18 protein-coding genes are annotated in these 19941 nt (G+C 67.1%); 3 read left to right on the plus strand and 15 right to left on the minus strand.

Annotated features, from left to right (window positions below):
• Positions 1 to 11: 11 nt before the first annotated feature.
• The 9 genes from AC10V3_RS04225 to AC10V3_RS04265 all read right to left on the minus strand — a co-directional run bounded on the left by AC10V3_RS04225 (position 12) and on the right by AC10V3_RS04265 (position 8327).
• Positions 12 to 533, minus strand: coding sequence for a hypothetical protein (locus tag AC10V3_RS04225; protein ID WP_490923654.1), 522 nt, complete (start codon positions 531 to 533; stop codon positions 12 to 14).
• Positions 534 to 760: 227 nt separating this feature from the next.
• On the minus strand, positions 761 to 2227 hold the full coding sequence (rng, locus tag AC10V3_RS04230) for a ribonuclease G (RefSeq protein WP_022533930.1): 1467 nt from the start codon (positions 2225 to 2227) through the stop codon (positions 761 to 763).
• An 87-nt stretch (positions 2228 to 2314) separates the two neighbouring features.
• Positions 2315 to 2917, minus strand: a complete 603-nt coding sequence (locus AC10V3_RS04235; protein WP_490923655.1) for a Maf family protein — start codon at positions 2915 to 2917, stop codon at positions 2315 to 2317.
• Positions 2918 to 3046: 129 nt separating this feature from the next.
• Positions 3047 to 3526 (minus strand): 23S rRNA (pseudouridine(1915)-N(3))-methyltransferase RlmH, encoded by a 480-nt coding sequence (gene rlmH, locus AC10V3_RS04240; RefSeq protein WP_022533932.1) that lies wholly within the window; start codon positions 3524 to 3526, stop codon positions 3047 to 3049.
• Between the two features lie 47 nt (positions 3527 to 3573).
• Complete coding sequence (gene rsfS / locus AC10V3_RS04245; RefSeq protein ID WP_490923158.1) at positions 3574 to 4335, minus strand: ribosome silencing factor; 762 nt, start codon at positions 4333 to 4335, stop codon at positions 3574 to 3576.
• Between the two features lie 81 nt (positions 4336 to 4416).
• Positions 4417 to 5148, minus strand: coding sequence for a nicotinate-nucleotide adenylyltransferase (locus tag AC10V3_RS04250; protein WP_490923160.1), 732 nt, complete (start codon positions 5146 to 5148; stop codon positions 4417 to 4419).
• Positions 5149 to 5158: 10 nt separating this feature from the next.
• Positions 5159 to 6070 carry an oxygen-dependent coproporphyrinogen oxidase gene (gene hemF, locus AC10V3_RS04255; protein ID WP_490923162.1) on the minus strand — a complete coding sequence of 304 codons (912 nt, stop codon included), beginning with the start codon at positions 6068 to 6070 and terminating at the stop codon, positions 5159 to 5161.
• A 174-nt stretch (positions 6071 to 6244) separates the two neighbouring features.
• Positions 6245 to 7513 carry a phosphoribosylamine--glycine ligase gene (gene purD, locus AC10V3_RS04260; protein WP_022533936.1) on the minus strand — a complete coding sequence of 423 codons (1269 nt, stop codon included), beginning with the start codon at positions 7511 to 7513 and terminating at the stop codon, positions 6245 to 6247.
• Positions 7514 to 7601: 88 nt separating this feature from the next.
• The gene (locus AC10V3_RS04265; RefSeq protein WP_490923164.1) at positions 7602 to 8327 is read right to left on the minus strand and encodes a YebC/PmpR family DNA-binding transcriptional regulator; all 726 of its coding nucleotides are present in this window, start codon (positions 8325 to 8327) and stop codon (positions 7602 to 7604) included.
• A gap of 211 nt (positions 8328 to 8538) precedes the next feature.
• On the opposite strand from AC10V3_RS04265, the gene AC10V3_RS04270 reads away from it, so the two are divergent.
• Positions 8539 to 10074, plus strand: coding sequence for a helicase HerA-like C-terminal domain-containing protein (locus AC10V3_RS04270; RefSeq protein ID WP_490923165.1), 1536 nt, complete (start codon positions 8539 to 8541; stop codon positions 10072 to 10074).
• A gap of 45 nt (positions 10075 to 10119) precedes the next feature.
• Here AC10V3_RS04270 and AC10V3_RS04275 read toward each other — a convergent pair whose 3' ends face one another.
• From AC10V3_RS04275 to AC10V3_RS04300, 6 genes are all read right to left on the minus strand, one after another.
• Positions 10120 to 10284: a DUF3149 domain-containing protein gene (locus AC10V3_RS04275; protein ID WP_022533939.1), complete on the minus strand. Its 165-nt coding sequence runs from the start codon at positions 10282 to 10284 to the stop codon at positions 10120 to 10122.
• Between the two features lie 131 nt (positions 10285 to 10415).
• Positions 10416 to 11066 carry a uracil phosphoribosyltransferase gene (gene upp / locus AC10V3_RS04280; RefSeq protein WP_022533940.1) on the minus strand — a complete coding sequence of 217 codons (651 nt, stop codon included), beginning with the start codon at positions 11064 to 11066 and terminating at the stop codon, positions 10416 to 10418.
• Between the two features lie 200 nt (positions 11067 to 11266).
• Complete coding sequence (locus AC10V3_RS04285; protein ID WP_022533941.1) at positions 11267 to 12667, minus strand: MFS transporter; 1401 nt, start codon at positions 12665 to 12667, stop codon at positions 11267 to 11269.
• A gap of 618 nt (positions 12668 to 13285) precedes the next feature.
• On the minus strand, positions 13286 to 16216 hold the full coding sequence (locus tag AC10V3_RS04290) for a c-type cytochrome (RefSeq protein WP_490923167.1): 2931 nt from the start codon (positions 16214 to 16216) through the stop codon (positions 13286 to 13288).
• Positions 16213 to 16710, minus strand: coding sequence for a (2Fe-2S)-binding protein (locus AC10V3_RS04295; RefSeq protein ID WP_022533943.1), 498 nt, complete (start codon positions 16708 to 16710; stop codon positions 16213 to 16215). The genes AC10V3_RS04290 and AC10V3_RS04295 overlap by 4 nt, the downstream gene beginning before the upstream one ends.
• 121 nt (positions 16711 to 16831) lie before the next feature.
• Entirely contained in the window at positions 16832 to 17992 is a 1161-nt protein-coding gene (locus AC10V3_RS04300) for an FAD-dependent monooxygenase (RefSeq protein ID WP_349609565.1), read from the minus strand.
• Positions 17993 to 18344: 352 nt separating this feature from the next.
• Between AC10V3_RS04300 and AC10V3_RS04305 the strand changes: the two genes are divergently transcribed.
• Complete coding sequence (locus AC10V3_RS04305; protein ID WP_022533945.1) at positions 18345 to 19097, plus strand: maleate cis-trans isomerase family protein; 753 nt, start codon at positions 18345 to 18347, stop codon at positions 19095 to 19097.
• 11 nt (positions 19098 to 19108) lie between these two features.
• Complete coding sequence (locus tag AC10V3_RS04310; protein WP_022533946.1) at positions 19109 to 19939, plus strand: alpha/beta fold hydrolase; 831 nt, start codon at positions 19109 to 19111, stop codon at positions 19937 to 19939.
• The last annotated feature ends 2 nt before the right edge of the window (positions 19940 to 19941 follow it).

The following is a 19941-nucleotide window of genomic DNA, read 5'->3' on the forward strand; positions in this document are numbered from 1 at the left end:
GCCGTGACGGCTCAGCGTATCTCGGCGCATTTCCCATTGTTGGGATCGAACAGCACCGGCCACGCCTGCTCATAGATGCCGGGCGTGCAGTGCTTCTCGCAGCGGGCATGGGCCAGCGTCACGCGGCGCGGGTCCTGCCACACCAGCAGCTTGCACTGGCTGCCGTCGATGGCTTGCAGTTCGATGTGGGGCGTGTCGGCGACCTGGCGGAAGTCGGCCAGGTTGAATTCGCAACTGCCGCGCCGCGACACCCACAGCTTCCACTTCAGCGCCCGCACTTCGTTGCCCCTGACATCCATCTGCGCATCTTCGCGGAAGCCGTCTTCCTCGGTGCGCTTGCAGGTGGCGACGATATTGATGGTCTTTTGCGCGATCGGGGTGGCACGCGGCGCCTTCTTGGGTGGCGGCGCTTCGGCGATCACTGCGGGCGGCAGTGAGGGTGGGCTGGGGCGTCTTGCAATAACAGGAAACTCGACGCAGCCAGCAAGCAGCAGGACGGCCAGCAGACAGGCCCCATGGTTCGTGGCGTTCATGCCGGACTCCTCCTCGCCGACCGGCGCAGCCGTGTCCCGCTGTGTCACACCGGGACGCTGCGCGCCGGGCGCGGCATCGGTCACGATGCCGCTGACTTCCCTCGCTTAGTTATAGCGGATCGAAGCGCGAACAGGAGGAAGAGGGAGCTAGGGCGACTACCGAGGCGGGAAGGCATGCGAACCGGCAGCGCTTGCCGGCGGCCGCGCAGCCCCTTCTCCATCTGGCTTCACATCAGGATGATGTCGTACTGTTCCTGGTGGAAGGTCGATTCCACCTGCAGAGAGATCGGCTTGCCGATAAAGTCACCGAGCATGGCCAGGTGCTGGCTTTCTTCTTCCAGGAACAGGTCGATGACTTCCTGCGAGGCCAGGATGCGGAACTCGCGCGGATTGAACTGGCGCGATTCGCGCATGATCTCGCGCAGGATGTCGTAGCAGACCGTGCGCGGCGTCTTGACCTGCCCCTTGCCCTGGCATACCGGGCATTGTTCGCACAATACGTGCGCCAGCGATTCGCGCGTGCGCTTGCGCGTCATCTCCACCAGCCCGAGCTGCGAGAAGCTGTTGACCGTGATCCGGGTGCGGTCGCGCGACAGCGCGCGCTTCAGTTCAGACAGCACCGCGTCGCGGTGCTCGACATTCTCCATGTCGATGAAGTCGATGATGATGATGCCGCCGAGGTTGCGCAGCCGCAGCTGCCGCGCGATGGTGTGGGCTGCCTCCAGGTTGGTCTTGAAGATGGTGTCGTCGAAGTTGCGCGCGCCCACGTAGCCGCCGGTGTTGACGTCGATGGTCGTCATCGCCTCGGTCTGGTCGATCATCAGGTAGCCGCCTGACTTCAGGTCGACCCGGCGCGACAGCGCCTTCTCGATCTCCGCGTCGATATTGAACAGGTCGAAGATCGGGCGCTCGCCGGTGTAGTGCGACAGCCGCGGCAGCACCGCCGGCGTGTATTCCTTGGCGAACTCCACCAGCATCTGGTAGTTCTCGCGCGAGTCGATCTGGATCACGCCGGTGGCGTCGTTGATGAAGTCGCGCAGCACGCGTTGCGCCAGGTTCAGGTCCTGGTAGAGCAGGGTGGGTGCGGGCTGCGTGGTGGCGTTCTGGCGGATCGCGCCCCAGATCTTGCGCAGGTAGGCGATGTCGTTGCCAAGTTCCTCGTCGGTCGCTTCCTCGGCGATGGTGCGGACGATAAAGCCGCCGCGCTCGTCGGTGGGCACCAGGCCCTGCACGCGGCTGCGCAGCGCCTCGCGGTCCACTTCGCCTTCGATGCGCTGCGAGATGCCGATATGCGGATCCTGCGGCAGGTACACCAGCGTGCGCCCGGCAATGCTCACCTGCGTGGACAGGCGCGCGCCCTTGGTGCCGATCGGGTCCTTGATCACCTGCACCATCAGCGCCTGGCCTTCGAACAGGGTCTTCTCGATCGCCAGTTGCGGCGTGGTGCCATTGCGGTCGGCGTCGCGCGGATGCCAGATGTCGGCCACGTGCAGGAAGGCGGCGCGCTCCAGGCCGATGTCGATAAAGGCCGACTGCATGCCGGGCAGCACGCGCACGACCTTGCCCAGGTAGATATTGCCGACCAGCCCGCGCGTGAGCGTGCGTTCGACATGTAGTTCCTGGACGGCGGCCTGCTGCACGATGGCAACGCGCGTCTCTTGGGGCGTGATGTTGACGAGGATGTCTTCAGTCATAGCGGTGAAACGCGGCGCCGGTGGCCCGGCTGTATAGGGTGGCCCGGCGCGCAGGCCGGGTCTTGTCTGGGCGCGGGGGCGGGCCGCTCAGAATTGCAGGCGGGCCTGGCGAAGTAACGCCGCCGTCTCAAACAAAGGCAAGCCCATGATACCTGAATAGCTGCCCGCGATCCGCTCGACGAACTCGGCCGCGCGGCCCTGGATGCCGTAGGCGCCGGCCTTGCCGAGCGGCTCGCCGCTGGCGACATAGCGCTCGATCTCGGCGGGCTGCATCAGGCGGAAGCTGACTTCGGAAACCGACAGTGCATGGCACATCCCGGTGGTCGATACCACCGTCACGGCGGTCAGCACGCGGTGCGTGGTACCTGACAGCGAGTCAAGCATGGCCGCGGCGTCGGCGTCGTCGGCAGGCTTGCCCAGGATGCGGCCGCCCAGGCACACCGTGGTGTCGGAGGTCAGCACCGGCGCGTCGGGCAGTGCCCGGCGCTCGCGGCGGCGCAGCGCGGCTTCGGCCTTCAGCGCGCACACGCGCTGCACGTAATCGTCGGGGGTCTCGCCGGGCACCACGACTTCGAGCGCTTCAGCGTCCTCGTCGTCATCGGCAAGCAGCAGTTCATAGCGCACGCCGAGCTGGGTCAGCAATTCGCGGCGGCGCGGGCTCTGGGAGGCGAGGTAGAGGTAGTCGTGCATCGCGGGGGCGAAGATCCCGCCCGTGAAACCGGGCGGCGGAATCGGCATGGATGGAGAGCGTGCCGGTAGCCCGGCGGTGGCCCGCATTGTACCGCCAGCGGCGATAGCGACCGCCGGTGAGCGGCGGGCTCAGGCCCGGTGGTAAGGATGGTTCTGCGTGACCGACCAGGCCCGGTACAGCTGCTCGGCCAGCAGCACGCGCACCATGCCGTGCGGCAGCGTCAGGCTGGACAGGCGGATCAGGGTGCTGGCGCGCGCCTTCAGCGCCGGGTCGAGCCCGTCGGCGCCGCCGATCAGGAAGGCGACGTCGCCACCCTCGCGCTGCCAGTCGGTCAGTTGCGCAGCCAGTTGCACGGTGGTGAAGTCACGGCCGCGCTCGTCCAGCGCGACGATGCGGCACTGCTTCGACAGCGAGCCCAGCACCGTCTCGATCCGCGCGGCTTCGCGCTGCATCACGGTGGCGGCGTTGTTGCTGGAGGAGCGGGTTTCCGGCTTGACCTCGCGCAGTTCGATGCGCAACTCGGGCGGCATGCGCTTGGCATACTCGCTGAAGCCGGTTTCGATCCAGCCGGGCATCTTGTGGCCGACGGCCACGATCACCAGTTGCATGAGGACTTGTCTGCTGCGCGGCCGGCCGGCAGCCGCGCGCCCGGGAATCAGGCCGAGCGGGTGGTGCGCTTGCGGGCGGCCGGCTTGGCTGCGGCGGACTTGCTGGCTGCAGCCTTCGTTGCGGTCTTGGTAGCCGTCTTGGTGGCGGTCTTGCGTGCCGTGGTGCCGGCGGCGGTCTTGCGCGGTGCCGCGGCGCGGGTGCCGGTCGTCTTGGCGGGGGTCTTGGTGGCCGTCTTGGTTGCCGTGGTCTTGGTGGCGGTCTTGCGGGCCGGTTTGCGGATGGTGGCGATCGCGTCCGGGTCGGTGTCCTCGTGGCCCATCGGCGGCGACGGCTCCTTCATGCCTTCCGGCAGGCGGGCCAGCGCCGGGCGCAGGCTGCTGGCGCGGCGTGTGCCGCGCACGGCGGGGACGTCGTCCTCGTCTTCTTCCATCGGCTCGCTGGCCTTGGCCAGGCCGCGGGCGCCGGTGGCGAGCTTCATGCGCACCGGCTTGTCGCCCCAGATCTCTTCCAGGTTGTAGTACATGCGCAACTGGGGTTGCAGGATGTGGACCACGGCGTCGCCGCAATCGACCAGCACCCATTCGCCGGTTTCCAGTCCCTCGACCGCCACGATATGGCCGCCGGCTTCCTTGACCGTATCCCGCACCGAAGCTGCCAGCGCCTTGGTCTGGCGATTGGACGTCCCGCTGGCAATCACCACCCGGTCGAACAGCTCGGTCAGGTGGCTGGTGTCGTACACCTTGATGTCCTGCGCTTTGACATCCTCGAGGCCGTCGACGATGGCGCGTTGCAGTTTACGAATATCCATGGTGTCTTCTTGTTCAGCTGAGATCGGTTGGGTGGTGGGCGCCGGGCCTGGTCAGACCCCGGTCACGCCCTGGCCGGGGGGTCACGTCCTCGCAGGAACGTCGCGGTACAGCCCGTGGCTTGCGATGTAGTGTGCCACGCCCGGCGGCAGTTGGTCATCTGCCGGCTGGCCGGTTGCCAGGCGCTGGCGCAGATGGGTGGAAGACAGGTCGACGGCGAGCGTCTGGTCGATCCACATCCGGCCGGAGGGCGTGCATTGTATCAGGTGTGTGTCGGCCTGGCGCTCGGCCAGCGCTTCCAGCACCGGGCCCTCCAGCGCGGCCAGCTCGAAGCGCGGGCGCGTGGCGGTGCACAGGTGCACATGTGCGAACAGTTCCTGCCAGCCGTGCCAGGTGTGCAGGCGCAGCAACTGGTCGGCGCCCATCAGCCAGCACAGCGAGGCCTCGGGGCCGTATTCGGCCCGTAGCTGGCGCACGGTGTCGATGGTGTAGCTGGGGCCGGCGCGGTCCACTTCCATGCGGCTCACGCGGACCTTCGCGCCGCCGTCCGCCAGCGCGGCGGCGGCCAGTTCGGTCATGGCCAGGCGATCGGCGGCGGGCGTCACGTCGGCGCCTTTCTGCCAGGACTGGCCGGTGGGAATCCACACCAGTTCGTCCAGGTCCAGGTGCTCGGCGCACAGCCGTGCCAGCGCCAGGTGGCCGACATGGGGCGGATCGAAAGTGCCGCCGAGGATACCGAGGCGGTAGGGACGGGAGGAGTGCGGCGGTTCGCCCGCGTCGGCGGCGGGCTTGCGGTGTTGCGCAGGATTGGCCATAGGTCTGCCGTCAGGCCCAGTCGCGTGCCGGCAGGAAGTCGGTATACAGCGCCGCTTCGGGGCTGCCCGGTTCCGGTTGCCAGTCATAGCGCCAGGTCACCAGCGGCGGCATCGACATCAGGATGGATTCGGCGCGTCCGCCCGACTGCAGGCCAAACAGCGTGCCGCGGTCGAACACGAGGTTGAATTCGACGTAGCGCCCGCGCCGGTAGGCCTGGAAGTCGCGCTCGCGCTCGCCGTAGGGGGTGTCCTTGCGCGCCTGCAGGATCGGCAGGTAGGCGTCCAGGAAGGCATCGCCGACCGACTGCATCATCGCCAGGCTGCGCTCGAAGCCCAGCGCCGAGAAGTCGTCGAAGAAGATCCCGCCCACGCCGCGAGCCTCGTTGCGGTGGCGCAGGAAGAAATATTCGTCGCACCACTGCTTGAAGCGCGGGTACAGCTCGTCGCCGTAGGGCGCGAGCGCCTGCTTGCAGGTGCGGTGGAAATGGGTGCAGTCGTCGGCGTTGCCATAGTACGGCGTCAGGTCCATGCCGCCGCCGAACCACCATACCGGCTCGGCCCCGGGCTTGACCGCCAGGAAGCAGCGCACGTTCATATGGACCGTGGGCACGTACGGGTTGCGCGGATGGAACACCAGCGAGACGCCCATCGCCTCGAAGCTGCGCCCGGCCAGTTCCGGCCGGTTGGCGCTGGCCGAGGGTGGCAGGGTATCGCCGCTGACGTGCGAGAAGCCCACGCCGGCACGCTCCATCACCGTGCCGCCTTCCAGGATGCGGGTGCGGCCGCTGCCGCGCAGGCGTTCGGTGGGCGGTTTCTCCCAGGCGTCGGTCAGGAACGGCTGGCCGTCGATGGCGCCGATGGCATCGGTGATGCGGTCTTGCAGGCCGAGCAGATAGGCACGGACTGCCTGGGAATCGATCATGGTTGGCGAAGGCGGATAAAACCGGCGGATGGACCGGCTGGATGGCACGCCGGCAGCCTGTTGGCTGCCGGGTGGGTCACAGCATTGTCACGATTGTACCGGCTGGGGCGGCCGGGCGGTCGCTTGCGTCCGAAGCCGTCCGGCGCGGCGACTCAGCCGGGCCGGGGGGCGGGATCAGCGCTTGATGGCGCGGTAGCCGATATCGGTCCGGTACTGCATGCCGTCGAACTGGATCTGCTCGACCGCGGCATAGGCGGCGCGCTGCGCCGCCTTGACCGTGTCGGCCAGCCCGACCACGCACAGCACGCGCCCGCCCGAGGTCAGCAGCGTGCCGTCCTTGAGCGTGGTGCCGGCGTGGAAGGTCACGCTGTCGTCGGTCTCGGCCGGGATGCCAGTGATGGCGTCGCCCTTTCGCGGCGCGTCGGGGTAGCCGTAAGCGGCCATCACCACGCCCAGGGCGGTGCGGCGGTCCCAGTCCAGTTCGACGGCGTCGAGCTTGCCGTTGACGGCGTGCTCCATCACGTCGACCAGGTCGGTCTTCAGGCGCGCCAGGATCGGCTGCGTCTCGGGGTCGCCCATGCGGCAGTTGAATTCCAGCGTCTTCAGGTTGCCGTCCTTGTCGATCATCAGGCCGGCGTACAGGAAGCCCGTGTACGGGATGCCGTCCTTTTCCATGCCGCGCACGGTCGGCAGGATAATCTCGCGCAGCGCACGCGCATGCAGCGCGGGCGTGACCACCGGCGCGGGCGAGTAGGCGCCCATGCCGCCGGTGTTAGGACCGGCGTCGGCGTCCAGCAGGCGCTTGTGGTCTTGGCTGGTGGCCAGTGCCAGCACGTTCTTGCCGTCGACCAGCACGATAAAGCTGGCTTCCTCGCCTTCGAGGAACTCCTCGATCACCACGCGCGCGCCGGCGTCGCCGAGTCTGTTGTCGGCCAGCATCATGTCGACCGCCTGATGCGCCTCGTCCAGCGTCATTGCCACCACCACGCCCTTGCCCGCGGCCAGGCCGTCGGCCTTGATCACGATCGGCGCGCCCTGCGCGTCGATATAGGCGTGCGCCTGAGTGGCGTCGGAGAAGGTCTGGTAAGCAGCGGTAGGGATGCCGTGGCGCTGCATGAACGCCTTGGCGAAGTCCTTGGACGATTCCAGCTGCGCGGCAGCCTGGGTCGGCCCGAAAATGCGCAGGCCCTTGGCGCGGAAGATATCGACGATGCCCGCCGCCAGCGGCGCCTCGGGGCCGACCACGGTGAAGGCCACGCCTTCGCGCTCGGCAAAGGCGGCGATGACCTCGGGATCGGTCAGCGGAACATTCTGCAGGCGCTTGTCGAGCGCGGTCCCGCCGTTGCCCGGCGCGACGTACACCACTTGCACCCTGGGGGACTGGGCCAATTTCCAGGCCAGCGCGTGTTCACGTCCACCCGAGCCGACAACCAATACTTTCATGATCCACTGCCAGAAAAGAAACGCATGCAAAAAGGCGGCAGCTTGGGTCTTTGGAGCCGGGCTGCCGCCGATGGGGGCTAGATATGACTTAGTCTTCGATCACCGCGTTGGTGAAGACTTCCTGCACGTCGTCCAGGTTTTCCAGGGCGTCGAGCAGCTTCTGCATCTTGGCCGCGTCGTCGCCGGTGAAGCCGACTTCGTTCTGCGGCTTCATCACCACGTCGGCCACTTCCGCCTTGAAGCCGGCGGCTTCCAGCGCAGTCTTGACCGCGGAAAAATCGTTGGGCGGGCAGGTCACTTCGATCGAGTCGTCGTCGTTGGTGACGACGTCGTCGGCGCCGGCTTCCAGCGCCGCTTCCATCAGCTTGTCTTCCGGCGTGCCTGGCGCGAACAGGAACTGGCCGCAGTGCGTGAACATGAACGCCACCGAACCTTCGGTGCCCATGTTGCCGCCGTGCTTGGAGAAGGCATGGCGCACTTCGGCCACGGTGCGGGTGCGGTTGTCGGTCAGGCAGTCGACGATGATGGCCGCGCCGGCCAGGCCGTAGCCCTCGTAGCGGATCTCTTCGTAGTTCGCGCCTTCCAGGCCGCCCACGCCGCGCTGGATCGCGCGCTGGATGTTGTCCTTGGGCATGTTCGCGTCCATGGCCTTGTCGATCGACAGGCGCAGGCGCGGGTTGGAGTCGACATCGCCGCCGCCGAGCTTGGCGGCCACGGTGATTTCCTTGATCAGGCGGGTCCAGATCTTGCCGCGCTTGGCGTCAGCGGCAGCTTTCTTGTGTTTGATATTGGCCCATTTCGAGTGACCGGCCATGATTCTCTCCGAGACGGAAAACGCTGTTGTGCGGTGATGGAATGCGGGGTCGCCATGCGCGCCGCGGCTGGGCCGCAAGGCCTCGGGACGGCGCGCGCCAGGTGACGGATATGCCTGGCGGCTGGCTATAATCAGCCCAGGATTTTATCACGCGGGCCTGCCCGCGCCGCTGCCGTGGCGAGCCCCGCGGCATCTTGTTATCAGGAAGATCATGGCCGACCCCATCCTTATCGCCAAGAACGCCGAACTTGAACTGGTGCTGCTGCCGCAGATGGGCAACCGCCATGGGCTGATCACCGGCGCCACCGGCACCGGCAAGACCGTCACGCTGCAGACGCTGGCGCAGGGGTTCTCGCGCCTGGGGGTGCCAGTCTTCATGGCGGACGTCAAAGGTGACCTGACCGGCATTTCGCAGGCCGGTCAGCTCTCGGACAAGCTCAAGCAGCGCCTGGCCGACCTGAACCTGCGGGAGCCGGCGTGGGGCGCGTGCCCGACCACGCTGTGGGACGTGTTCGGCCAGAAGGGCCACCCGGTGCGCGCCACGGTCTCGCACATGGGGCCGCTGCTGCTGTCGCGCATGCTGGAGCTGAACGACACCCAGCAGGGCGTGCTCAACCTGGTGTTCCGCATCGCCGACGCCAACGGCCTGCTGCTGCTCGACGCCAAGGATCTGCGCGCAATGCTGCAGCACGTCGGTGACAACGCTTCGCAGTACACCACCGAGTACGGCAATATCTCGGCCGCTTCGATCGGCGCGATCCAGCGCGGGCTGATCGCGCTGGAGTCCCAGGGTGGCGATGTGTTCTTCGGCGAGCCGATGCTTAACCTCGAAGACTTTATCCAGACCGAGAAGGGCCAGGGCGTGGTCAATATCCTGGCTGCGGACAAGCTGATGAACTCGCCGCGGATGTATGCCACCTTCCTGCTGTGGATGCTGTCGGAACTGTTCGAGAAGCTGCCGGAGGCAGGGGACCTGGACAAGCCCAAGCTGGTGTTCTTCTTCGACGAGGCGCACCTGCTGTTCAACGACGCCCCCAAGGCACTGCTCGACAAGATCGAGCAGGTGGTGCGGCTGATCCGCTCCAAGGGAGTGGGCGTGTACTTCGTCACGCAGAACCCGATCGATATCCCGGACACCGTGCTGGGCCAACTCGGCAACCGCGTGCAGCACGCGCTGCGCGCGTTCACGCCGCGCGACCAGAAGGCGGTCAAGGTGGCGGCCACCACCATGCGTGCCAACCCGAAGCTGGACGTGGAGACCGCGATCGGCGAGCTGGGCGTGGGCGAGGCGCTGGTGTCGTTCCTGGATGCCAAGGGCACGCCTTGCGTGACCGAGCGGGCGTGGGTACTGCCGCCGGGAAGCCGCATCGGCCCGGCGACGGACGAGGAACGCAAGCAGTTGATCGCCAACTCGCTGGTGGCGGGTACTTACGAAACGACCGTGGACCGCGAGTCGGCCTATGAAAAGCTGCGCGGCAGCGTGGCGACGGTCGGCAATGGTAACGGCGGCACCGCCAAGGCTCCGGCCGGAAAGCCAGCCGGACAGCCAGCCGGCGAACAGGACAGCGGCTGGCTCGGCACCGCCGGCGAGATCTTCGGCACGCTGACCAAGGGCACTGGCAAGACCGGTCGCGGCGATTCGATCCTGGAATCGATGGCCAAGTCGGCCGCGCGCACGGTGGGCTCGCAGGTGGGCCGCGAACTGATCCGTGGCGTGCTGGGCAGCCTGCTCGGCAAAAAGAAGTAAGCGTCGGGAAAAAGCAGGGCGGGCCGCGGTTGCGGCCCGTTACGGTCAGCGGCGTTGCGCCGTCTGCTGTGCCTTCGCGGCTTCCGCATCCTCGCGCATCTTGCGCGCGAACATGCGCGCGAAAAACCAGCCCATGCCGATGATAAAGACGATCACGCCCAGGCTCATCAGGCCGGTGCTGGTGCTGAAGAGGATCTTGAAGGCTTCCATGCTTGGCTCCCTGTGGATTGGCGGTGCGCGCCGGCGGATTGCCGCCAGTGCCTGCCGCCAGTGTAGGGAGCCACGCGGCGCGGACTATTGAGGCCGGTCAAGCCCGCTCAGGTCCGCACCAGGCGTGACGGTCAGTTCTTGGTGCCGAACAGCCGGTCGCCCGCATCGCCCAGGCCCGGCACGATATACGCGTCGCCATCCAGGTGGCTGTCGAGCGAAGCCACGAACAGCTTCACGCCCGGATGCGCCTTCTGGAACACCTCCACGCCCTCGGGCGCCGCTACTAGCGCGACGAAGGTGATGGCCTCGTCCTTGACGCCGCGGCGCTTGAGCACCTCCACCGCGTGCACGGCGGAATAGCCGGTGGCCACCATCGGGTCGCACAGGATGAAGCTGCGATCTTCCAGGTCCGGCAGCCGCACCAGGTACTCGACCGGGCGATGCTGCTCGTCGCGGTAGACGCCGATATGGCCGATGCGCGCCGAAGGGATCAGTTCGACCAGGCCGTCGCTCATGCCGACGCCCGCGCGCAGCACCGGCACGATGGTCAGCTTCTTGCCGGCGATCACCGGCGCATCCAGCTCGACCAACGGCGTCTCGATGCGGCGCGTGGTCAGCGGCAGGTTGCGCGTGATCTCGTAGCCCATCAGCAGCGTGATCTCGCGCAGCAGCTCGCGGAAGGTGCGCGTGGAGGTCTCCTTGTCGCGCATATGCGAAAGCTTGTGCTGGATCAGCGGGTGGTCGAGGATAAACAGATTGGGAAAGCGCGGATCTTGTTTCATGGCTGGCGGGGAGGGCTCGGCGGAAGAGGGTGAAGCGGGCGGCCGGTCCGGTGGACCCGGCCGCCACGCCGTTGCAGCCGGATTGTAATGGAAGCGGGCCGCCCTGCCCGTGGCTTCGTTTCAAGACCCCGCCCAGGCCAGCGCCGTCGGCGGGCGCCCTCGACCGCCGGGACCGCCGACGGGCTCGACGCTACCTTGCCCTAATCCAGCGCGCGGTTCCTCGACTCGATATCCACCATGAAAATGGCGATCGCCGCCAGGGCAAGAAATGACGAAAGGAGCGCAAGGGCAAGTGTGAACTGGGTAGCCATGATCGGGGCAATGATCGAAGGTGCGAAGAGGCCACCGAAGCGCGCCATCGCACCCGCAGTGCCCATTCCGCTGGCCCGCAGATCCGTCGGATACACCTCAGGCGTAAAGGCGTAAAGTGCTCCCCACGTACCGAGGAGCGCAAAGCTCATCAGCAAGGTGGAGCCGACGACGAGCGCAGTGGACTGGCCCAGGCTATAGAGCATGCAACCTGCCGCGCTGAGAAGCAGGAAGCCGATCAGGGTCGGTTTCCGACCCCAACGCTCGACGCCGTGAGCGGCGAGCGCGAAGCCGGGAAGCTGCACGAGCGCGAGCAGGATCAGGAACACTTGACCACGCATGAAGCCAAAGCCCTGGCCAGCCAGCTTCACCGGGAGATAAACGAAGACGCCGTAGTAGGCGATCGAGATGAGCATCCAGGCGGCAAGCAGGCAGATGCTGCGGCGTCGGCATCCGGCCGCGAAGAGCGCAAAAACCGATTTGCGCTCCATCGGCTGCGGCTCCAGGGAGCCAATTTCCACGGAAACGCGATTGGCGGCGGCTACACGCTGAAGCACGGCGCGTGCCTCTGCTGAGCGTCCCGCTTTATTCAGATAGAGCGGAGACTCGGGAACAAAGAACCGGAAGATCACGCCGACCAGGGCGGGGATGCCAGTGACGAGGAAGATCAGCCGCCAGGCGTCATCGCCTTGCGAAACGGCAACCAGGGCAAGAACGGCGAGCAAGATCGTGCCGACGGCCCAGAATGACTCCAGCAGGACCAGCCAGCGACCGCGCCGGTCGGAGGGCAGAAACTCGGCCATCATGGTGTAGTCAACGGGCAAAGTGCCGCCGACGCCGATGCCGGTCAGGAAGCGCAGCAACAGAAGCCACTGGAAGTCCGGTGCGAAGGCGGACGCGACACCACAGATCGCGTCGATGACCACCGCCATCATGAGCACGGGTCGGCGGCCGATCCTGTCCGCAAGCCGACCGAACACGAAAGCGCCAATCAGCATGCCGACAAAGAACATCGTACCGGTCTGCAAAGCCGTCGGTACGGGGATGCCAAATGTCGCAGCAATGGACGGCGCGGTGAAGCCGATCGAGAGCACCTGCATCGCGTCAGCGAGCCAGACCAGGCCGAATATGACAAAGAGCCGATACTGGAATCGACCGACACCGGCCGCGCGGATGCCTTGCTCGATAGTGATGGTCTGAGGCGTCCCTACCCTCGCGCTTGGCTGGGGGGGCGAGCTTATCGTTGCTTCTGGGATTGTCGTTGTTGCCATTGATGAGATTGATGACGACATTTTGTCTACCTGTCTTTATAGGCTGGTTCTTGAACTCGGAAGCACACGTTTATCGAAGCAGGGCCAGACTACGGTACTCACTAATGCGTGATGCCATCGCACCGAGTTGCAACGAAACGTGGTGGCTACTTCAATCTGGCGAGGCTGGACTAACCCGGTAGCAATCTCGCAACACCTTCTTGATTCTGATACGACATAGTCACTCCTTGTTGTCTACCCTTGGTTGGTCCAGGCCCGGCCCCCGGTTGGCACGGCGGTGGACTATGCAAGCCCCGGGCCAGCGCTTCCGGTATGTAGAGGGCCAATCTTTTGGTTGTGTTGTCTCGTCTGCCGCTTGCGGCGCGCCGTCCTTGTGCGGGGAGGCACCGCTGCGTGCTCACGCCGCACTCATGTAGTGCGCACTACATGATCGTTCAGCGTAAGCTACATGAAACTGGCGGGCAAGGCCGAATTGCGATTTCCCTCCTCGGGGTTTTCCCGCGCGTGGCGCGCATGTCGCCGGCGTGGGGGCGCACGCCTCCCTGCCCGGTGGCGAAGCGCCTTGCCCGGCACGGCGTATGTGCGGTCAGCGTGGATGCGGAGGGCGTGGCGAGCCGGCCCCGCGGTTCTCAGTTGGTATTAATGGGCAGGCGTCGCGCGCAGGCGCGCGACGGTGTTCTCCAGGTCCTGCCAGGCGGGTTGGTCGGGGGCAAAGCGAGCGCGCAGGTACTGCGCCAGTTGCGCGATCTGCCGGTCGTCGAGCGTGTCGGCGTAGGCCGGCATCGCGCCCAGCTCACTGTTGGGCGGTGCCGGCATGCCTTGCAGCAGCACCTGGATGACGTTGTCGGGCAGCTTGCTGTGCAGGTTGGTGTTGAGTGCGAGCGATGGCTTGACGCCGAACTGCGCGATGCCCTGGTCTGACTGGTGGCAGACCGCGCACGCGCTCTGGTACAGGCGTTCGCCGGGACCGTTCAGGGTGAGCGCGGCCTGCGCGCTGCGCTGCTCGATTCGCGCTGCCTGCGCGGCCAGCACCGAAGGCGCTGGCGGCGGTGTGCCGAACGAGGCCACGTAGTGCGCGATTGCGCGCACGTCGGATTCTGGCAACTGCGCGAGTTCTTCCACCACCGGCGCCATTGGTCCAGCCGCGGCGCCATGATGCGGCGCATACCCGCCGCGCAGATACGTGAACAGTGCCGCTTCGGTCCACGGCACCGGTGCGTGCGAGAGCGAGGTCAGCGGCGCTGCTTCCCAGCCTTCGGCACTGCCGCCGGTCAGGTACTTGCGCCCGCCCTGTTCCGCGCCGAGCGCGTTGCGCGGCGAATGGCAGGCACTGCAGTGGCCCAGGCCTTCGGCGAGATACGCTCCGCGGTTCCATTGCGCAGAGCGCGAGGGGTCGGGCTTGAATGGTTCGTTGCGATGGAACAGCAGGTTCCAGCCCGCCAGCAGTGGCCGCATGTTGAACGGGAAAGCGAGCTGGGTTTGCGGAACCTCGGACTTCACCGGCTCGGCGGCCATCAGGTAGGCATAAAGCGCCTGCATGTCGGCATCGCTGACCTTGGCGAACGCGGTGTAGGGGAAGGCCGGGTAGAGGCGCCGCCCGTCGCGGTGGATGCCTTCGCGCATCGCGCGCTCGAACGCCGCGAACGACCAGTTGCCGATGCCGGTCTGCACATCGGGCGTGATGTTGGTGCTGTACACCGTGCCGAACGGCGTTTCCAGCGGCAGGCCGCCGGCATTCTTCACGCCGCCGGGCGCCGTGTGGCACACCGCGCAGTCGCCTGCTGCGGCCACCAGGCGGCCCCGCTCCAGCGTGGCTGCGGAGTAAAAACCGGGTTCGGGCGGTGCGATCGGCGCGATCGGCGCACGCCACGGCAATAGCGTCGCGCACAGGCCGGCTGCGGTGGCGGCAGCGGCTGCAAGCCAGCCGCGTTTCTTGCGCCGGCTGCCGCGCTTGTCTTCACTCTCGGCAAGTGCCAGGCGGATGCGTTCGGCGCTGAAAGGCGGTGCGCGCAGGCGCACGCCGGTGGCATCGAAGATGGCATTGGCGACTGCCGCTGCGGCGGGCAGCGTATCGGCCGGCCCCGCGGCGAGCTTGTCGTACCCGGTGAGCGTGCCGGCCAGGCGCACTTCCGGCAGTGCGTTGCCGGCCATCGCAGGCAGCGTCTGGGTCGTGGGTGCAGCGGATGGCCAGGTGTCGAAGGCAGGCGTGGCGGCTGTCAGTTGCAGTGCGGTGTCGGCGACTGCCTGTTCAAGCGAGCGAGTGGCGGGTACGGCTTGCGTGGGCGCCAGCGATTCGCTGTCGCGGCCCACGGTCACGCGCGTGACTGCCAGGTCGCCGGTGGTGCCGTCGACTTCCACTTCCGCCACCCACGCCGACCAGCTCTGGCCGGCATCGTGGTCGACGGTATGCGCATAAGCGAAGCCGCGGCCGCGCCGCACGTTGCCGGCCGCTGCGGCGGCACGCGGCGCGGCCGGCGTCCAGCCCGCGCGCTCGCTTACCTGCCATACCAGGGCCACGCCGCGCGCGTCGTCGAGATGCGCGAGCCGCAGCGCGATCGGATCACTGCCTGATGCGGCGGCGATTTCGTCGAGATGGGATTCGCGCGCAAAGACCTGCGCGCGGGCGGCGGCAAGCGGTGCGGCGTCGAACGCGGCGATGTCGCCGACCGTGCCGACATCGACATTGGGAATGCGGTAGGGCGGAATGCCGGCGTTGCTTGCGTGGGCCGTGTCGGTGCCGTCCGTCACTGGCGACGGCGTATGCGTCAGCCAAAGCGCCAGCGGCACCGACGGCGCGGCGGTGCCGGCGAGCGTGGAAGCGTAGGCATCGATCGCATCGCTGGCGCGTGCGGTGTCGACGCGCACGGCCAGTACTGCGTCGGATAAGCCGATGTCGTCGGCGCACAGCCGGCGCATCACCGGCTTGCCGGCGGCATGGGCAAGCAGTGCGGCGTCGGCAGCGGCGTGGTGCGCCAGCAGCGCCGGGTCGGCGCCATCGTCCGGCGCTTGCCAGCAGGCCAGCGCCACCTGCTGCGGCGCGATCCCCAGCAGCGCGGCCAGTTCCTCGCGCAACGCGCCCGGGCACGTTGCGGGCAGCCACACATACAGCATGCCATCGCGCCAGTCGGCGATGACGGTGCAGCGGGCCTGGGCACGGGTGCCGGCCAGCGGCCACTGGTAGTCCTGCGCATGGCGCGTCGCGGCGTTGGCCAGCACGTCGCCGGCGTCGCCGCGTTGCGTAATCGCGCGACGCGGGACGGGTGCGCCGTCAGCGCGCGGCGGTGCCGACCAGCGCGCCTGCAAGGCATGTGCGGCATTGGCCGCCAGCGCATCGGTCTCCGCGACAACGCCAGCAAACTGGTTGCGGAGCACCACGGCGCGCACGCCCGGCAAGGCCAGTGCCGCGTCGCGGTCAGCACTCAGCAGGCGCGGCGACAGCGGCTTGCCATCGAGCCAGCGCAGGCCGGGCGGCGTCAGCACATGGGCGACGAGGCAGATCGCGGCCGGCGGCGGCGCAAGGTCCGCCACAACGCTGGCAGGCCCGGCCTGCGGTACGAGTCTTTGCGTCACGATGCCGCTCCCTCGGCGGCCTGGCGCTGCAGCACCGCGGCGCGCTGTACCGCGCGCACGATTTCCACATGCGTGCCGCAACGACACAGGTTGAAGCGCAGTGCCTCGCGGATCTGCGCCTCGTCGGGATCGGGGTTCTGCGCGAGCAGCGCCTTCGCGGTCATGATCATGCCGTTCAGGCAGTAGCCGCATTGCGCGGCCTGCTCGTCGATAAAGGCCTGCTGGACCGGGTCGGGCTGTGTCGCCGTGCCCAGTCCTTCCAGCGTGGTGACGGCGTGGCCGACCACCGCCCTGACCGGCAGCACGCACGAGCGCGCGGCCATACCGTCCACCAGCACCGTGCAGGCGCCGCATTGCCCCAGGCCGCAGCCATACTTGGGGCCGTTGCAGGCCAGGTCGTTGCGCAGGATGTAGAGCAGCGGCGTGTCAGGCGCCACGCTCAGCGTGTGCTCGGCGTGGTTGACCTGCAGCGTCAGGGGGCGGGGCGCGTTCATCGTGGGCTGGGGGCGGTTTGGACATCACGCATCGCGGCGCCGCGCCCCTTCGTCGGCGAGGGGCTGCGGCGGCATATTGCCTGCCGGCATGCTGTGCCGGCAGGCCAGGGTCAGGCAGGCATCAGGCCGCCGCGGACAGCGGCGTGCGCCCGGCCGACACCAGCGGCACGTCGAACACATCGTAGCCGAAACACCAGTCTGGGTTCTCGTTGCTGCGCAGCCAGGTGTTGTTGTGCGAGACCAGCTGGACCTTGCCGGCGCGCTCGGCGCGGTTGGCTTCATACAGCGCGAAGGCGCTGGCATAGTCGTCCACGCCGGCCTCGGTGAAGCAGCGCGTCAGCATGGCCGCATCCTCGATCGCCATCGCGGCGCCCTGCGCCATGTGCGGCTTCATCGGATGGCAGGCGTCGCCCAGCAGCACCATGCGGCCGCGGCTCCACAGCGGCAGCGGGTCGCGCTCCAGCAGCGGCCACTTCGTCACTTCAACGGTGCCTTCGATCAGCGATTGCACGCCTTCGTGCCAGCCGTCGAACGCGGCGCGCATTTCCTCGATGCTGCTCGGCACCCAGCTCTTGCTCATGTCCCACTCGGGCTCCGGCACGCCGGTCACGTAGTAGATCTCATCCAGCTTGCTGGTGTCGAAGTAGACCATCATGTGGCGGTCGTCCGTCCACCACTTGGTGCAGCGCTCGTGCGTGAAGCCCTTGACGCGCGCGATGGGGAATACCGCACGGTGCGCCACGTAGCCGGTGTACTTGGGCGGCTCGGCGCCAAGCAGGGTTTCGCGGATGCGCGAGTTGACGCCGTCGGCGCCGATCACGATATCGGCTTCTTCCACCGTGCCGTCGGTGAAGCGCAGTTGCACCACGTCGCCCTGGTCGGTGACGCTTTCCAGCTTCATGTTGAAGAACAGCGTGCCGGGCGCCACGGCATCGGTCAGCAGCTTGTGGAAGTCACCGCGGTGCACGGTCAGGTAGCTGGCACCGTAATGTTGCAGCGCGTAGTCGCCCAGCGGGATCTGCGCGATCACCTCGCCGGTCAGCCCGTCGCGGCTGTACCAGTAGTCGGGGTGGCAGCCCATGGCGTTGAGCGCGTCCTCGATGCCGATGCGCCGCATGATCTTCATCACATTGGGGCCCACATGGATGCCAGCGCCCAGGCGCGAGAACGCCGGTGCCTGTTCATACAGCCTGACTTGGAAGCCGGCTCGCTGCAGCAGGGCGGCCGCGGCCGTCCCTCCGAGTCCGGCGCCGACAACTGCGATTCGCGGTTTGCCTTGCACGTTCTTTCTCCTGGGGCAATGACACATGGGTCGTTTGGGGGGCGGGGCGGCCATGTGGCCGACCGTTGAAAACGAGTGTACACACTCAAAATACCAACGTAAAGGAAGAAAATATCGAACCTATGGAAAACCCTTATGTAAACATGATTGATCACGCACAACGCCATTTATCGGTGAATTTATGCGCAAAAACAGGGATTGGTTAATTAAGTATGCACTGAACGAGTGAATCGTGCCCCGCGCAGATTCTGTTTGCCTATATAAAGTGTGTACACTACAATCGATCGCAGCATGCAGGGGCCGGCAGGCCAGCGCAGGCGGGTAGACAGACAAACCAATGACGGAGTCGACAGTGCAGAAAGTTTTCCGAATCGGCCAGATCGTGCCGAGCTCCAACACCACGATGGAAACCGAGATCCCGGCGATGCTGGCCGCGCGCCAGTTGGTGCGCCCTGAACGCTTCACCTTCCATTCCAGCCGGATGCGGATGAAGAAGGTGGTCAAGGAGGAACTGGCGGCGATGGACGCCGAATCCGACCGCTGCGCGGTGGAGCTGAGCGACGCCCGCGTCGACGTGCTCGGCTACGCCTGCCTGGTGGCGATCATGGCGATGGGCCACGGCTACCACCGCGTGTCCGAGCAGCGCCTGCAGGCGCATACCGCCGAGAACGGCGGCGACGCGCCGGTGATCACCAGCGCCGGCGCGCTGGTGGATGCGCTCAAGGTGATGGGCGCCAAGCGCATCGCGGTGGTGGCGCCCTACATGAAGCCGCTGACCGAGCTGGTGGTCGACTACATCCGCAATGAAGGCTACGAGGTAGTGGACTACCGCGCGCTGGAGATCCCCGACAACCTCGACGTGGGCCGCCACGACCCGTCGCGGCTGCCGGACATCGTCGCGCAGATGAATACCGCCGACGCCGATGTCATCGTGCTGTCGGCCTGCGTGCAGATGCCGTCGCTGCCGGCGGTGGCCAAGGTTGAGGCGATGACTGGCAAGCCGGTGGTCACCGCCGCTATCGCCACGACTTACGCGCTACTCAAACGCCTCGGCCTGGAGCCGGTAGTGCCGGGCGCGGGCGCGCTGCTGTCGGGCGCTTACTGAAGGAGCCGGCCATGACGACCAGCACCTTCCTCTATGGCGCCAACGTCCACGCCAACGGCATCCGCCAGCACTACCTGCGGTACGGCGGGCAGGATGGCGCGCGCGCGCAGCGCGATGCCATCGTGATCGTGCCGGGCATCACCAGCCCGGCGGTGACGTGGGGCTTTGTCGGCGAGCAGTTCGGGCGGCAGTTCGATACCTATGTGCTCGACGTGCGCGGCCGCGGCCTGTCGCAGGCCGGGCCGGAGCTGGACTACAGCCTGGACGCGCAAGCTGCCGACGTGGTCGCCTTTGCCGAAGCTCTCGGGCTGCAGCGCTATGCCATCGTCGGCCATTCGATGGGCGCTCGCATCGGCATCCGCGCCGCGCGCGGCAAGCCCGCCGGGCTGACGCGGCTGGTGCTGGTCGATCCGCCGGTGTCGGGCCCGGGGCGCCGTCCGTATCCGTCACAACTGCCCTGGTACGTCGATTCGATCCGGCTGGCGCAGCAGGGCATCGACGTCCAAGGCATGCGCCGCTTCTGCCCGACCTGGACCGAAGCACAGCTGCGCCTGCGCGCGCAGTGGCTGCACACCTGCGACGAGCGCGCGATCCTGGCCAGCTTCAACGGCTTCCATGAGGACGATATCCACGCCGACCTGCCACACGTGTCGGTGCCGGCGCTGCTGATGACCGCCGGCCGCGGCGATGTGATCCGCGCGGAAGACGCGCAAGAAATGCGCACGCTGCTGCCCGCACTGCTGGTCGCGCATGTCGCCAATGCCGGCCACATGATCCCGTGGGACGACGAGGCCGGCTTTTACCGCGCGTTCGGCGACTTCCTCGGCGAGGCGCTGAACTGAAC

This window comes from Cupriavidus sp. PB-02 (assembly GCF_058252315.1).

Coding starts and splice junctions, on each gene's coding strand:
- upp (WP_022533940.1), bottom strand. CDS start 11,066: ATGAAACAAGATCCGCGCTTTCCCAATCTGTTTATCCTCGACCACCCG.
- hemF (WP_490923162.1), bottom strand. CDS start 6,070: ATGATCGATTCCCAGGCAGTCCGTGCCTATCTGCTCGGCCTGCAAGAC.
- AC10V3_RS04295 (WP_022533943.1), bottom strand. CDS start 16,710: ATGAACGCGCCCCGCCCCCTGACGCTGCAGGTCAACCACGCCGAGCAC.
- AC10V3_RS04250 (WP_490923160.1), bottom strand. CDS start 5,148: ATGGCCAATCCTGCGCAACACCGCAAGCCCGCCGCCGACGCGGGCGAA.
- AC10V3_RS04310 (WP_022533946.1), top strand. CDS start 19,109: ATGACGACCAGCACCTTCCTCTATGGCGCCAACGTCCACGCCAACGGC.
- AC10V3_RS04265 (WP_490923164.1), bottom strand. CDS start 8,327: ATGGCCGGTCACTCGAAATGGGCCAATATCAAACACAAGAAAGCTGCC.
- AC10V3_RS04225 (WP_490923654.1), bottom strand. CDS start 533: ATGAACGCCACGAACCATGGGGCCTGTCTGCTGGCCGTCCTGCTGCTT.
- AC10V3_RS04270 (WP_490923165.1), top strand. CDS start 8,539: ATGGCCGACCCCATCCTTATCGCCAAGAACGCCGAACTTGAACTGGTG.
- rsfS (WP_490923158.1), bottom strand. CDS start 4,335: ATGGATATTCGTAAACTGCAACGCGCCATCGTCGACGGCCTCGAGGAT.
- AC10V3_RS04235 (WP_490923655.1), bottom strand. CDS start 2,917: ATGCACGACTACCTCTACCTCGCCTCCCAGAGCCCGCGCCGCCGCGAA.
- rlmH (WP_022533932.1), bottom strand. CDS start 3,526: ATGCAACTGGTGATCGTGGCCGTCGGCCACAAGATGCCCGGCTGGATC.
- AC10V3_RS04275 (WP_022533939.1), bottom strand. CDS start 10,284: ATGGAAGCCTTCAAGATCCTCTTCAGCACCAGCACCGGCCTGATGAGC.
- purD (WP_022533936.1), bottom strand. CDS start 7,513: ATGAAAGTATTGGTTGTCGGCTCGGGTGGACGTGAACACGCGCTGGCC.
- rng (WP_022533930.1), bottom strand. CDS start 2,227: ATGACTGAAGACATCCTCGTCAACATCACGCCCCAAGAGACGCGCGTT.
- AC10V3_RS04285 (WP_022533941.1), bottom strand. CDS start 12,667: ATGTCGTCATCAATCTCATCAATGGCAACAACGACAATCCCAGAAGCA.